The organism is Streptomyces sp. 63XJN7_1_ISO-PGPR-S23-121, assembly GCF_056173025.1.
This window is the reverse complement of sequence record NZ_CM149653.1, coordinates 5289793-5302089: the sequence shown is the minus strand read 5'-3', so window position 1 is coordinate 5302089 and position 12297 is coordinate 5289793. Positions and strand designations below refer to the sequence as shown.

Annotated in this window: 13 protein-coding genes; 5 read left to right on the top strand and 8 right to left on the bottom strand. The window is 71.6% G+C overall.

What is annotated here, in order from left to right; genetic code table 11:
* Positions 1-12: 12 nt before the first annotated feature.
* From AC0VYN_RS23545 to AC0VYN_RS23530, 4 genes are all read right to left on the bottom strand, one after another.
* The gene (locus AC0VYN_RS23545) at positions 13-1098 is read right to left on the bottom strand and encodes an ABC transporter ATP-binding protein (protein WP_475532589.1); all 1086 of its coding nucleotides are present in this window, start codon (positions 1096-1098) and stop codon (positions 13-15) included.
* Between the two features lies 1 nt (position 1099).
* Positions 1100-1966: an ABC transporter permease gene (locus AC0VYN_RS23540; protein WP_475532588.1), complete on the bottom strand. Its 867-nt coding sequence runs from the start codon at positions 1964-1966 to the stop codon at positions 1100-1102.
* Entirely contained in the window at positions 1963-2790 is an 828-nt protein-coding gene (modA, locus tag AC0VYN_RS23535) for a molybdate ABC transporter substrate-binding protein (protein ID WP_475532587.1), read from the bottom strand. The genes AC0VYN_RS23540 and modA overlap by 4 nt, the downstream gene beginning before the upstream one ends.
* Before the next feature lie 202 nt (positions 2791-2992).
* Positions 2993-3388, bottom strand: coding sequence for a TOBE domain-containing protein (locus AC0VYN_RS23530; RefSeq protein ID WP_385472053.1), 396 nt, complete (start codon positions 3386-3388; stop codon positions 2993-2995).
* 280 nt (positions 3389-3668) lie between these two features.
* On the opposite strand from AC0VYN_RS23530, the gene AC0VYN_RS23525 reads away from it, so the two are divergent.
* Genes AC0VYN_RS23525 through AC0VYN_RS23515 form a run of 3 tightly spaced genes read left to right on the top strand, consistent with a single transcriptional unit; the run spans position 3669 to position 6802 of the window.
* Positions 3669-4961, top strand: a complete 1293-nt coding sequence (locus AC0VYN_RS23525; protein WP_475532586.1) for an extracellular solute-binding protein — start codon at positions 3669-3671, stop codon at positions 4959-4961.
* 6 nt (positions 4962-4967) lie between these two features.
* Positions 4968-5966 (top strand): carbohydrate ABC transporter permease, encoded by a 999-nt coding sequence (locus AC0VYN_RS23520; protein WP_385472059.1) that lies wholly within the window; start codon positions 4968-4970, stop codon positions 5964-5966.
* Entirely contained in the window at positions 5963-6802 is an 840-nt protein-coding gene (locus AC0VYN_RS23515; protein WP_386927181.1) for a carbohydrate ABC transporter permease, read from the top strand. Before AC0VYN_RS23520 ends, AC0VYN_RS23515 begins: the two co-directional genes overlap by 4 nt.
* 82 nt (positions 6803-6884) lie before the next feature.
* Here AC0VYN_RS23515 and AC0VYN_RS23510 read toward each other — a convergent pair whose 3' ends face one another.
* The gene (locus AC0VYN_RS23510; protein WP_385472663.1) at positions 6885-7088 is read right to left on the bottom strand and encodes a DUF5999 family protein; all 204 of its coding nucleotides are present in this window, start codon (positions 7086-7088) and stop codon (positions 6885-6887) included.
* Between the two features lie 281 nt (positions 7089-7369).
* Complete coding sequence (locus tag AC0VYN_RS23505) at positions 7370-7954, bottom strand: hypothetical protein (RefSeq protein WP_475532585.1); 585 nt, start codon at positions 7952-7954, stop codon at positions 7370-7372.
* Between the two features lie 577 nt (positions 7955-8531).
* On the opposite strand from AC0VYN_RS23505, the gene AC0VYN_RS23500 reads away from it, so the two are divergent.
* Together AC0VYN_RS23500 and AC0VYN_RS23495 are read left to right on the top strand one after the other, a co-directional pair.
* Positions 8532-10049: a glutamate-cysteine ligase family protein gene (locus AC0VYN_RS23500; RefSeq protein ID WP_385472657.1), complete on the top strand. Its 1518-nt coding sequence runs from the start codon at positions 8532-8534 to the stop codon at positions 10047-10049.
* An 82-nt stretch (positions 10050-10131) separates the two neighbouring features.
* On the top strand, positions 10132-10959 hold the full coding sequence (locus AC0VYN_RS23495; RefSeq protein WP_475532584.1) for a CPBP family intramembrane glutamic endopeptidase: 828 nt from the start codon (positions 10132-10134) through the stop codon (positions 10957-10959).
* A 92-nt stretch (positions 10960-11051) separates the two neighbouring features.
* Here the strand turns inward: AC0VYN_RS23495 and AC0VYN_RS23490 are convergent, their stop codons facing one another.
* Both AC0VYN_RS23490 and AC0VYN_RS23485 read right to left on the bottom strand, forming a co-directional pair.
* A complete protein-coding gene (locus AC0VYN_RS23490; RefSeq protein WP_475532583.1) occupies positions 11052-11861 on the bottom strand; it encodes a PhzF family phenazine biosynthesis protein in 810 nt (269 codons plus the stop codon).
* Between the two features lie 245 nt (positions 11862-12106).
* Positions 12107-12262 carry a nuclear transport factor 2-like protein gene (locus AC0VYN_RS23485; protein ID WP_475532582.1) on the bottom strand — a complete coding sequence of 52 codons (156 nt, stop codon included), beginning with the start codon at positions 12260-12262 and terminating at the stop codon, positions 12107-12109.
* Positions 12263-12297: the final 35 nt, after the last annotated feature.

Genomic DNA, 12297 nt, shown 5'->3' with positions numbered 1-12297 from the left:
CCGGCAACCTCGTCATGCCGGGTATGCGTGGGTCTGCGTCGCCTTGACCGTCGCCCACACCGGTGCGCCCGGGTGAAGGCCGAGCTCGGCGGCGGCGACCGTGGTCAGGTCGGCGGCGAGTGCGAGTTCGCCGGTCAGGTCCACGCGGATCCGGTCGCCGTGCGTCTCCAGCCCGGCCACCTCGCAGCGCCACAGGTTGCGTGCGCTGGAGCCGGCGGGGCGCTCCGCGTACAGGGTCACGGCGCCCGGCGGGAACGCCACGAAGGCCGGCCCGGAGAGCTCCTCCGCGGTCGTGATCGCCGGACCGGCGTCGAGGCGGACGGTGTGGGCGTCGGCCCGGCCCCGGTACAGGTTCAGACCGACGAGCTGCGCGATGTAGTCGGTGCGCGGGCGGCGGGCGATGTCGGCGGGGCCGCCCTCCTGGACGACCGTGCCGTGCTCGACCACCACCAGACGGTCGGCCAGCACCATGGCGTCCAGCGGATCGTGGGTCACCAGGACCGCGACGGCCTCGAAGTCGGCCAGGTGGCGGCGGAGCTGGGCGCGCACCTCGAGCCGCGTCCTGGCGTCCAGCGCGGCGAGCGGCTCGTCCAGGAGCAGCAGCCGGGGGCCGGTCGCCAGGGCGCGGGCGAGGGCGACGCGCTGCGCCTGGCCACCGGAGAGACGGCGCGGTCGGGCGCCCGCGTGACCGGCCAGACCCATGCGGTCCAGCCACCCGGAGGCCAGGGCCCGCGCCTCGGCCTTCGTCGCGCCCCGGCAGCGCGGCCCGAAGGCGACGTTGTCGAGCGCGGTCAGGTGCGGGAACAGCAGGTAGTCCTGGAAGACGACGCCCACCGGGCGGAACTCGGGCGGCGTACGGTCCAGTGCGACCCCGTCGAGACGCAGGTGCCCGCCGGTCAGCGGCAGCAGCCCGGCCAGTGCGCGCAGCGCGGTCGTCTTGCCGGCGCCGTTGGGGCCCAGCAGGGCGACGACCTCACCGGGCGCGGCGGCCAGCGACACGTCCAGGCGGAAGCCGCCGCGGTCCACGACGAGCCGTGCGTCGAGCCCGTCGCGGGGCGCGGTGCCGGGGGCGACGGCCGTGGGTTCCGGTTCGCTCATGTCACACCGTCCTCATCCATCGGTCCCGCAGCCCGGCCAGTACGGCGATGGAGACGGCCAGCAGCACCAGGCTGAGGGCGATCGCCGCCGCCGGGTCGTTCTGCAGCGCGAGGTAGACCGCGAGCGGCGTGGTCTGGGTTCGCCCGGGGAAGTTGCCCGCGAACGTGATCGTCGCCCCGAACTCGCCCAGCGCCCGCGCCCACGCCAGCACGGAGCCCGCCGCGATGCCCGGCGCGATCAGCGGCAGCGTGACCCGGCGGAACGCGGTGAAGCGGGAGGCGCCCAGCGTCGCGGCGGCCTCCTCGTACCGCGGGTCGGCGGCCCGCAGGGTGCCCTCCACGCTGATGACCAGGAAGGGCATGGCCACGAACGTCTCCGCGAGGACGACGCCCGTCGTGGTGAACGGCAGGGTGATGCCGAACCACGCGTCGAGCCACTGCCCGATCACGCCGTTGCGGCCGAACGCCAGCAGCAGTGCCACGCCGCCCACCACCGGGGGCAGTACCAGCGGCAGTGTCACCAGTGCGCGTACGAGGCCGCGGCCGGGGAAGTCCGTGCGGGCCAGCAGCCAGGCCAGCGGCACGCCGATCAGCAGGCTCAGCGCGGTCGCCGAGGTGGCGCACACCAGCGACAGCCGCAGGGCCTGCCACACCTCGGCGCTGGTCAGCTGATCGGGCAGGCTGCGCCAGGGGGCCCGCACGAGCAGGGCGATCAGCGGGAGCAGCAGGAACGCCAGGCCGGCCAGGGCGGGCACCAGCAGGGGCAGCGGCACGGTCCGGGCGCCCCGGCGCCGGCGGTCGCGGCGCGCCCCACCCTCCGTCGTGTCCGTCCCCGGGCTCGCGGACCCGGTCGGCGCCGGTGCCGTCACGGTGTGCGGAACCCGGCCTCGGTGAGGACCTTCCGGCCCTCGGCGGACTTCACCAGCTCGATGAACGCCTTGCCGGCCTCCGCGTTGCGGGCCTGGTCGAGCAGGGCGATCGGGTAGTCGTTGACGGCCTCGGCCGACTCGGGGAAGTCCACGCCCTCCACCTTGTCACCGGCCGCCCTCACGTCGGTCCTGTAGACGACGGCGGCGTCGGCCTCCTTCAGCTCGACCTTGGTCAGCGCGCTCTTGACGTCCTGCTCGTAGGAGGCGGGGGTGAGCTTCAGGCCGCTCGCCGCCAGGGCCTTCCGCGCGGCGGCGCCGCACGGCACGGTCCTGTCGCACAGCACGACCTTCAGGCCGGACCGGGTGAGGTCCTCGAGGGAGGAGATCCTGTCGGGGTTGCCGGGCAGGGTGGCGATCTCGAGCTGGTTGCGGACGAAGGTCGACGGGGCACCGGCCGCGTCCCCGGCGTCGGTCACCGTGGCCATCGTCCTGGGGCTGGCGGAGGCGAACACGTCCGCGGGCGCGCCGCTGGTGATGCCGGCGGCCAGGGTGTCGCTGCCGCCGAAGCTGAAGGTGACCTCGCTGCCCGGGTGCTCCTTCTCGAACATCTCGCCGAGCGCGGTGAAGCTCTCCTTCAGCGAGGCGGCGGCGAAGACGGTGACCTGGCCGGAGATCTCGGCGGAGGACGAGGAACCCGCGGTGGCGGAGCCGGAGTCCGGGTCGGAGGACGAAGAGCAGGCGCTCAGGACCAGCAGTGCGGCGAGTCCCGCGCCGGTCACCGGCAAGCTCCGGCGGATGCGGGTCCTGCGCGCGGAACGGGTCATCACGGGCCTCTCCCTCTGTCACGGGTGGGGAGCGCGGCGGGCCCGGCGGCCGGGCGCACGTCGGCCTCCCGATGCGCCGATCATACTTCCGCATCTGCGAGGGATAAGTCTGCTGTCTCATCGCATGAGCAAGGCCAGTTGATCGAAAGGCTTGCATGTGCGTTCGTACGGGGCTCGGGGCCGGGGCGGGCTCCGGAACGGGTTACGTCCTGTCGACATGGACATTCGTCGACTTCACGCGGGCGGTGGCCTCCATCCCGACCTCCAGGCCGAGCTCCTCGACCGCCTCGCGGGTCAGCAGGGACACGAGCCGGTGCGGGCCGGCCTGGATCTCGACCTGGGCCGCGACGTCGCCGAGCTTGATCGCGGTCACGATCCCGGGGAAGGCGTTGCGGACCGAGGTGTGCGGGGTCTCGTCGTCGGTGCCGCCCGACCGGGCCAGGTCGACCGAGAACGCGGCCAGGTCCCGCCCGTCGACGAGCCGGCGCCCGCCCTCGTCGCGATGGGTGGTGATCCGGCCCGCGTCGGCCCAGCGGCGGGCGGTGTCGGGGCTGACGCCGAGCAGCCGCGCCGCCTGGCCGATCGTGTAGGACTGCATGCCGGTCACGATAGGTGGCGGCGGCGGACCGGTGCGCGCAGGGGCCGCCCAGGCTTGCCCCGGTGGCCGTGACAGGACGTCGCGAACGTTCGCGACATTGGCCGAATGTTTCGGCTCTCTCACCTGCTTCTGACGATCGGGCGTACTCCCCGAACAGGGCTGACCGCAGATTCTTCCGTACAAGGGCTTGCCACCGTTTACGGGCTGTCTCTAGGGTGCGGCAACAACGCAGCTTTCTGAAATCTCTCCGAAACTTTCGGAACGACTCGAGGAGCGCAAGATGGGCGACCCGGCTCTGTCCCGCCGCGGTTTCATGGCGGCCTCCGCCGCGGCCGGTCTGGGGATGACGGCACTGAGCGGCTGTGGCGGCGACTCCGACGGAGGTTCGTCGGGCACGACCACGATCGAGTGGTGGAACATCTCCACCACCCAGCCGACGAAGGACGTCTGGGCGGCGCTCGCGAAGCGGTTCGAGGCGCAGAACCCCAAGGTGAAGGTGAAGATCGTCCAGCTGGAGAACGACGCCTACAAGTCCAAGATGACGGCCCTCACCGCCTCCGGGAAGCTGCCCGACATCTTCCACACCTGGGGCGGAGGTGTCCTCAGGCAGCAGGTCGACGCCGGCCTCGTCGAGGACCTCACGGACCGGACGAAGGAGTGGGCCGACGGCCTGCTGCCGGTCGCCAAGGAGCCGTACCTCGTCGACGACAAGGCGTACGGAATTCCGTTCGACATCGGCATGGTCGGCTTCTGGTACAACAAGGCGCACTTCCGGAAGGCCGGCATCGCCGCGCCGCCGGCCACCTGGAGCGGCTTCCTCGACGCCGTGCGCGCGCTGAAGGCCGCGAAGATCACCCCCATCGCCCTGGCCGGCAAGGAGAAGTGGCCCGGGATGTACTACTGGGCCTACCTGGCGATGCGCACCGCCGGAGCCGGCGCCCTGGAGAAGGCCAACGAGGACAAGGACTTCACCGGGGACGAGTTCGTCCAGGCCGGGCAGCACCTGCAGGAGCTGGCGGACCTCCAGCCGTTCCAGAAGGGCTACCTCGGTGCCGCCTACTCCACCCCCAGCGGTCAGGCCGCGGCCGTCGGCAACGGCAGGGCCGCGATGGAACTGATGGGCCAGTGGGCCCCGGTGGTGGAGGCGGACGCGGGCAAGGGCCTGGGGAACGACCTCGGCTTCTTCCCGTTCCCTGCGGTGGAGGGCGGCAAGGGCACCATCACCGAGGTGTTCGGCGGCGGCGGCGGACACGCGCTGCGCCGGGGCGCCCCGCAGGCCGCCGTCGACTTCCTGAAGTTCTTCGCCTCGGCCACCACCGACCGCGAACTGGTCGAGAAGACCGGCGTCCTCCCGGTGGTCCCGGCCGCCGAGGACGCCCTGGGCGACCCCAACCTCCAGGCCGTGCAGAAGCAGCTCAAGGGGTCCACCGGCTTCCAGCTCTACCTCGACCAGGCCTACGCGCCCGCCCTCGGCCAGGAGATCAACGACAGCGTCGCCGCGCTCGTCGCCGGCTCCAAGTCGCCGCAACAGGTCGCGGAGTCGATCACGAAGACCGCGAAGGAAGAGCAGTAGCCCCCGATGACCTCCACGTTCCTGCCGGACAAGAGGACCGGCCCCGACGCCGACCGCCCGCCCCCGCCCGCCGAAGCGGCCGGGGGCGGGCGCCGGCGCCGTACGCACCACTGGCTCACCGCGGTCGGCTTCCAGGTGCCGGCGCTGGTGCTGTTCATCGTCCTGGTGCTGCTGCCCATCCTGTTCGCGCTGTACGCCGCGTTCTTCCGCTGGGGCGGCTTCGGGATGCCCTCGGAGTACATCGGCACCGAGAACTTCACCCGCGCGTTCGACGACCCGGTCTTCCTCGGCGACCTGTGGCGCTGTCTGCTCCTGGTCGTGCTCTCCCTCGTGCTGCAACTGCCGTTCGCGCTCGCCATGGCGGTGCTGCTGAACCAGCGGATGCGCGGCCGGGCGGTGTACCGGATGCTCTTCTTCGCCCCGTACGTGCTCTCCGAGGCCATCACCGGCGTGCTGTTCGCCATGATCTTCGCTCCGGGGGACGGCCTCGCCGACCACGTCCTGGGCGGCATCGGCCTGGACGGGCTCGGCGGGGAGTGGTTCGCCGACCCGTCGATGGTCATGGCGACCCTCTTCCTGGCGATGACCTGGAAGTACTTCGGCTTCCACATGATGCTGTACCTGGCCGGGCTCCAGTCGATCCCCAAGGAGCTGAACGAGGCCGCGCTCATCGACGGCGCGAACGCCTGGCAGCGCTTCCGGGGCGTCACCCTGCCGCTGCTCGCACCCACCCTGCGCATCAGCGTGTTCCTGTCGGTCATCGGCGCGATCCAGCTGTTCGACCTGGTCTGGGTGATCACCCAGGGCGGGCCCGACCACCATTCCGAGACCATGGCCGTGACCATGTTCCAGTTCGGCTTCAAGCGCTACCAGGTCGGCTACGCCAGCGCGATCAGCGTGGTCATGTTCGGCATCAGCCTCGTCTTCGCCCTCGCCTACCAGCGGTTCGTGCTCCGGCGCGACCTGGAGGGGGCCACCACGACCATGCGAGGAGGCGGGAAGTGACCGTCCGTCCCAAGTCCCGTGCCCGACGGGCCCTTCCGGTGCACGCCGTCCTGATCGTCGTCGGCGCCGTGATGGCCGTGCCACTGCTGTACGCGGTGCTGTCCGGGTTCAAGTCCACCGACCAGCTCTCCGGCAACCCCATCGGCCTGCCCGACCCGTGGGTGACCTCCAACTACACCGACATCCTGGCGTCGGGCTCCTTCTGGCGGCTGGTCGGCAGCAGCACGCTGATCGCGGTGGCGACCACCGTGCTCGTGGTCGTGGTGTCCGCGCTGGCCGCGTTCTCCTTCGCGCGGTTCGCCTTCCGCGGGCGGGAGTTGCTGTTCACCCTGTTCACCATGGGGCTGATGTTCCCCTTCGCGGTCGCCGCCCTGCCGTTGTTCCTGCTGCTGCGCTCCCTGGGCCTGCTGGACAACCCGCTGGGCGTCATCCTGCCGCAGGCGGCCTTCGGGCTGCCGATGACGATCATCATCCTGCGCGGCTTCTTCCGGGAGATCCCCGGGGAGCTGGAGGAGGCGGCCACGCTCGACGGCTGCGGTCCGTTCGGTTTCTTCTGGCGGGTGCTGCTGCCCATGGCCCGGCCCGCGCTCGGCACCGTCTCGGTCCTCGCGGTGGTCACCAGCTGGAACAACTTCTTCCTGCCGTTGCTGGTGTTCACCGACTCCACGTGGTGGACGATCCCGATCGGCGTCCAGCAGTTCCAGGGGCAGTACTCGGCCGACACGGCCCGCGTGTTCGCCTACCTGGTCCTGGCGATGGTGCCGGCCCTGGCCTTCTACTCCGTCGCCGAACGCCAGCTCGTGGGCGGTCTGACCGCGGGCGCCACGAAGGGATGACACAGGGGCCGGCGCGCGGGTGCTCCCGCGCGCCGGCCCCTGCGTGCCGGGCGGAGCGGTGCCGTGCCGCCCGGCGGGATGCTCAGGCGGCGGTGATCAGCCCGGTGTCCAGCGGACGGTGCGGAGCGATGATCCGGCCGTCCGGCAGGAGCTCACCGGTGTCCTCGAAGAGGACGACGCCGTTGCACAGCAGGCTCCACCCCTGCTCCGGGTGGTGCGCCACGAGACGGGCGGATTCCCGGTCGGCGGAGTCGGCCGGAGGACACGGTGGCTGGTGCTGACACATGAGTGGGGTCTCTCGGTCTGTCGTGATGGGTGAGTGCGCTGTCTTGTCTGTTCCGCGGCGTGAAACGTCGTCCATGGCCGCCCCCCGTTGTGATAAGTCGGTCCGAACCCAGTGTTGCCCCACGGGCGTCGATCCGCAGGGATTTCGCAGCACCGCTTCTCATGGGTTGGAGACGCGTCACCCGCGCGGACGGTTCACCGCAACTGCACTGTCACTTCGGGTGGTTCACGGTGGCCGGATGAGACTAGTCCGCCCGGGCCGGCGTCCGGGCGGAGGACTGGTCAGGCGGGGGAGCGGAGCAGTTGCGTCGGCGTCACCCGGTGGGTCAGGAGCGGGAGCAACTCGGCCACCCGGTGCGGTCGGTGGGCCGCGATGCCGGGCGGCGCCGGCGCGAGCGGCACCAGCAGGTCGGTGCCCGCGGGGTGCCCCTCGGCGGGGTCCGCGGCGCAGTCGCCGTGCAGCCACAGCGTGAGCATGTAGAGGCGGGGTACCGACAGGAGACGCGGCTGGTACGGCTGGGGCAGCGTCTCCGCCTGGCGCAGTGCCCGTTCGGTCGAGGCGATGTAAGGGCCCTCGAAGAAGCGGGAGAAGGCCCACCCGTCCGGGGTCGGCATGGTCTCGGCCGCCGCCACCGCCCGGTCGCCGGAGCGGATCAGGAACCGCCAGCCGGTCAGCCGGGTGGCCGTCACACCCTCGGCGGAGACCCCGTCCAGGACGTGCACGGGCAGGGGGAGGTCGGGGGTGGTGGGCCCCTGGGTGCCGAGCAGGGACGGGGTCCGGGCCTCGCGGACCGCGGTGGGGGACGAGAGGGCGGTCAGGACGGAGCGCAGGGCGGGCGCGGGAGCCGGGGGGACATGCAGCGGCATGGTGGGTCGCCTCTCATTCGAAGGCACGGTGGCGCGAGGGCGTTGCGTGACAGGGCGGGGCGGAGCGTGCGGGGCGGACGACGCTGTCAGCTCACGGGGTGGAGAGGCAGGGGCCGGGATCCGAGAACCGAGAAGTGGGGTGAGGCCTGCCGCGCGTCAGCCCGGCGGCAGGATCCTTCGACCGTGGACGCCGGTCTTCTGCCTTGTCCGCGGAGTTTATACGACATGTGTTCAGACTGTGTTTCAGCTAGCCGTCCGCGGCAAGCAGAACAAGGGCACATTCGGTCGCCGATATGCGGGAGACCTCCGCATATCGTACCGGGAGGAGGGCGATGACCTCGGAGAATGCTCACCGAGCGGTCGGCCAATTGTCGTCGGCGTTTTTCACCAGATGCCGGGCCCCGAAACTGCGGGCTGCGCCATGCCCGGTGAATGTGCCACCGGTCACATCGGTTCAGCGTAGCGGGTGGCGGGGCCGCGCGAGGACGTTATCGATCGCTTCGGCTGGGCATCATCCCACCTGACCGGCGCACCGACGCCGGATCTTCAACCCACCGCTCCGAGAAGGGACTCTTCCATGGGGGAGAAGGTCGTGGCAGGTCAGTTCGACCTGTCCGATCGCCAGCGCTACCGCGACAAGCTCCAGCGGTGCCTGACGGGTCTGGAGCGACTGCTGGCGGAGAAGAGGTTCGACCGCCCGAAGAACCTGATGGGGCTGGAGATCGAATTGAATCTCGTCGGTGCCGACGGGATGCCGAAAATGTTGAATGCGCAAGTCCTCGAGCGCATCGCGAGCCGCGACTTCCAGACCGAACTCGCGATGTTCAACCTGGAAGTCAACATCGCCCCGCACCGATTGGGCGGCCGGGTATTCGACCGGCTCGCGGAGGAGATCCGCACGTCCCTGGCGTACGCCGACAGGAAGGCCGGCGAGGTCGACTCGGGAATCGCGATGATCGGGATTCTGCCGACCCTCGACCGGGACGACCTGGTCTCCTCCAACCTCTCGGCCGTCGACCGCTACGCGCTGCTCAACGAACAGATCGTGGCCGCCCGCGGCGAGGACTTCACGCTCGACATCGAGGGCGTCGAACGCCTCACCTGCACGTCCAAGTCCATCGCCCCGGAGGCCGCCTGCACCTCGGTGCAGCTGCACCTCCAGGTCACCCCGGACCGCTTCGCCGACGTGTGGAACGCCGCCCAGGCCGTCACCGCCGCGCAGATCGCGGTGGGGGCCAACGCGCCCTTCCTGTTCGGCCGGGAGCTGTGGCGCGAGTCCCGGCCCCCGCTGTTCCAGCAGTCCACCGACACCCGCCCGCCCGAGCTCCAGGCCCAGGGAGTGCGTCCGCGCACCTGGTTCGGCGAGCGGTGGGTGACCTCGGCCTACGACCTGTTCGAGGAGAACCGGCGCTACTACCCGGCGCTGCTGCCGATCTGCGACGACGAGGACCCGCTCGAGGTCCTGGACGCGGGCGGCGTGCCGAAGCTCTCGGAGCTCGTCCTGCACAACGGCACGGTCTACCGCTGGAACCGCCCCGTCTACGACATCGCCGACGGCGTCCCGCACCTGCGGGTGGAGAACCGCGTCCTGCCCGCCGGCCCCACCGTCACCGACGTCATCGCCAACGCGGCCTTCTACTACGGCGTCGTCCGCGCCCTCGCCGACGAGCCCCGGCCGGTGTGGACGCGGCTGCCGTTCGAGGCCGCCGCCGCCAACTTCGACGCGGCGTGCCGCCACGGCATCGACGCCCGCTTCGAGTGGCCCCGGCGCGGCCGGCTCGGCGGCACCACGGAGGTCGACGCCGCCGTCCTCGTGCGGGACGAGCTGCTGCCGCTCGCCGAGGCCGGGCTGGACGCCTGGGGTGTGGAGCCCGCCGACCGGGACCTGTACCTCGGCGTGATCGAGGAGCGGTGCCGGCGCCGGGTCAACGGCGCGTCCTGGCAGGCGGCCACGTTCCACCGGGCGCTGGAGGCGGGACTGTCCCGCGAGGCGGCACTGGCGGCCACGACCAGGCGCTACGTCGAGCTGATGCACCAGGGCGACCCCGTGCACCTGTGGCCGGTGGGCCTGCCGGAGCCGGCGCCGCTGGGCTGACCGCCGCCGGGCCCGCCCCCCGCCGCGCGCCGCCTCATACTGATCGGGCAAGCTGTGACGTCCCAGCTGGAGGCAGGTGTGCATGGCGGAGGCGGGCCCGGTGGACGATGCGTTCCCTCAAGCGCCGCTCGGCGAGGAGTCCCCTCGCGGGGGGCGGCTCTCGCGGCGGATCCTGCGTGACGAGACGCTGCTCGTCCTGGCGCTCTCGCTCGGCGCGAGCGGAGTGTCCGCCCTCATCAGCTTCGTCGGCTCGCTCACCCGGCCCGGCGGCCTCAAGGACCAGGCGGCCACCCTCAACGCCTCGGCCGCGCCCGGCCGCCCCTGGCTGGACCTGGCCTGGCAGCTGTTCGGGATCGCCACCGCCCTGGTCCCGGTCGCCCTCGTAGCGCACTTCCTGCTGCGTGAGGGCCGCAGTCTGCGCACCCTCGGCTTCGACCGCACCCGCCCGTGGCCGGACCTCGGGCGCGGGGCCGCCGTCGCCGCCGTCATCGGCAGTACCGGTATCGCCTTCTACCTGGCCGCCCGGGGCCTCGGCTTCAACCTGACCGTGGTGCCCGAGGCGCTCCCCGAGGTGTGGTGGAAGTACCCCGTGCTCATCCTCTCGGCGGTGCAGAACTCCGTCCTGGAGGAGGTCGTCGTCGTCGGCTACCTGCTGCGCCGGCTCGACCAGCTGGGCTGGAGCCGGGGCGCCTCGATGGCCGGGAGTGCGGTGCTGCGCGGGTCGTACCACCTCTACCAGGGCATCGGCGGCTTCGTCGGCAACATGGTGATGGGCGTGGTGTTCGTGTACCTGTACCGCCGCTGGGGCCGGGTGGGCCCGCTGGTGGTGGCGCACTCGCTGCTCGACATCGGGGCCTTCGTCGGCTACGCGCTGCTGGCCGGGAAGGTCGACTGGCTGCCGACGGCCTGACGGCAGCCCGGTCGCCTTCCGCGGCCCCCGTCGTCCTACAGGTTCAGACCGTGTCATCACACAAACTCGACCAACCTGGCTGGGCAGTACACCTAGGCCAGCAGCTCGCCCTCGATCACCGTCACCGCGCGTCCGCTCAGCAGGGTGCGGTCGCCGCGCAGTTCCGTGCGGACGCGGCCGGAGCGGGGTGACGCCTGGAGTCCGGTGAGGACGGGGCGGCCCAGGCGCTCGGCCCAGTAGGGCGCGAGAGCCGTGTGGGCGCTGCCGGTGACCGGGTCCTCGTCGATGCCGACGTTCGGGAAGAAACAGCGGGAGACGTAGTCGTAGCCGCGGGCGGGGTCCTCCGCGCGGGCCGTGGCGATGATGCCGCGCCGCGAGTACGCGGCCAGCGCCTTGTGGTCCGGAGCCAGGCCGCGGACGGTCTTCTCGTCGTCGAGCTCGACCAGCAGGTCGCCGACGTCCGGCCCGGTGTCGAGGGCCGTGCGCGGCTGCGCGCCCAGCGCTCCGGCGACTCCCGCGGGGACCTCGACCGGCGTCAGCGGAGCGGTCGGGAAGTCGAGGGTGATCGACCCGTCCTCGCGGGGCGTGGCGATCAGGACGCCGCTGCGGGTGGCGAACCGCACCGGCCCCTCGTGGGCCCCCGTGGAGTGCAGGACGTGGGCCGTGGCGAGCGTCGCGTGCCCGCACATCGCGACCTCGGTGGCGGGCGTGAACCAGCGGAGCGCCCAGTCGGCCGTGCCGCCCGCTGGCAGCGGGTGGGCGAACGCGGTCTCGGCGTGGTTGACCTCCAGGGCGACCTTCTGAAGCCGTTCGTCCTCAGGGAAGGCGTCGAGGAGCAGGACCCCGGCGGGGTTGCCGGCGAAGGGCCGGTCGGTGAAGGCGTCGACGATTCGGATGCGCATACCCAGGACGCTAGGTGCTCCGCCGGGCCGCGGGCCAAGGCCAATGCGCGAGTACTGGCCCGGTTTCCGGTGCCCCGGTGTCCTGTCTCAACGAAGTTAGTCGTCCACCCCTGCACTGACCTGCGTGGACTGGATTGGGTGAGACGCGAGGACTTGGTTCGTTGAGACAAATCCCGGAGGCCAGGACCGAACAGGCTGAGCGCTGTCCGGTCTCAGGTCGGGCTGTCGCTGTACTGGTCGGGCCGTCAGGCCCTGGCGCCGGCGACCCCTAAGCCGTCCATGTAGTCGCGGACTCGCGTGAGCAGTCCGTTGCGGACGTGGAGTATCAGGAGGCCGGGGACGGTGAACGTGGTGGCCTTGGTCGGCAGCGTTCCCACCACGACATGCTCGGCGACGATCACTTCGGGATCGGCGGTCTCGTAGGCCGCGACCCTCC